Origin of the sequence: Halomonas sp. NPDC076908 (assembly GCF_050269715.1) — a bacterium.
Lineage (GTDB): Bacteria > Pseudomonadota > Gammaproteobacteria > Pseudomonadales > Halomonadaceae > Vreelandella.
On the sequence record NZ_JBNNIW010000115.1, the window covers coordinates 1 to 1,228 of the forward strand.

At 49.6% G+C, this 1,228-nt stretch carries 2 protein-coding genes; both read left to right on the top strand.

Features of this window, described 5'->3' with window-relative positions:
* The first annotated feature begins 82 nt into the window (after window positions 1–82).
* Entirely contained in the window at window positions 83–316 is a 234-nt protein-coding gene (locus tag ACQKE4_RS20740; protein WP_427390112.1) for a hypothetical protein, read from the top strand.
* A gap of 130 nt (window positions 317–446) precedes the next feature.
* The gene (locus ACQKE4_RS20745; RefSeq protein ID WP_427390113.1) at window positions 447–1,130 is read left to right on the top strand and encodes a mobilization protein; all 684 of its coding nucleotides are present in this window, start codon (window positions 447–449) and stop codon (window positions 1,128–1,130) included.
* Window positions 1,131–1,228 lie beyond the last annotated feature (98 nt).

The window sequence follows — 1,228 nt, forward strand, 5'->3', positions numbered from 1 at the left end:
CTTTCTCATGGGGGTAACCTCGTGTGGGCAAATGTGAGGTTACTGTAGGGCGAATGTCAGCCGGGCGGCAGGACGTCTTAGAATGAACGCTTACGGTGAAATGCCCCCAGCAGACTCTTTTCTACAAACTGAACATCTGATTAGCGGCGTCAGCGTCATACTTAAAAAGCCCCAGCGTAAACGCGGGTTCGATAAGGTGCAGTTGAAAAAGCTTATTGAATTCAGCCAAGAGTTAGCGGCGCTCGGCGGAAGCATTTTGGACGTTGAACGCCAGCCTGCAACGCGCAACACCTTTCAAGCTATTACCAAAGGCTAGTGTTTCATGTGGGTAAGTTTGGGGTGTTAGAGCTTATATAGTATGAGACGTCACTGCCATTTCTTGCTACCTTTCCTGAAGTTTTGCGGTTTCCACTATCGTTTAGGGTTTCCATTGGGGAGTGGCAGGAATGGGCAAGGTTCACTTTATTGGCGGTGAGAAGGGCGGCGTGGGTAAATCGATGACTGCCCGGGTATTGGCTCAATACTACATTGACCACGAAAAGGCGTTTATAGGCTTTGATTGTGACGCTTCCCATGGCACGTTTTCGCGTTTTTATCAGGCGTATGCTTCTCCGGTAGTGATTGGTGATGACGAAAGTCTGGATGGCATGCTGACAGCGATTGAAGCCGATCCAGGGCGAGATTTGATCATTGATCTTGCTGCGCAGTCTGCCCTGCGCATGAATCACTGGATTGAAGAAACGGACGTATTTGGCCTGCTCAGTGAAATGGGTATGCAAGTGCTGTGGTGGCACGTAATGGATGACGGCGCTGATTCCGTCGCGCTGCTTTCCCAAGTGTTAGAGCGTTATCAAGCTCAACCAGTAGAGGTAGTGGTGGTTCAGAACTACGGGCGTGGTGAAAGTTTTTCACGATTCCAACAGTCTGATGCCTTTCAGCAATCAAAAGTGCAGGGGGCAACGCTAATTGAGCTGCCAAAACTGCATGCCAAGCTGACCCAAAAAATTGACTTCAACAACGCTAGTTTTTGGGCGGTCGCTAATGATCGCACTATCATGAATATTGCTGAACGTCAGCGTATGAGGGTCTGGCTGCGTAATGCGTATCACCAGTTTGGATTTCTTTCTTAAATGTAGCCTGAATCCGTGAAGCCGGCGCCGACACTTTCCCTATCACCGCCAGCGAGCACTTTTTGATCATTCGCCCCGTGCAAGTTGGCTTTCGCAAG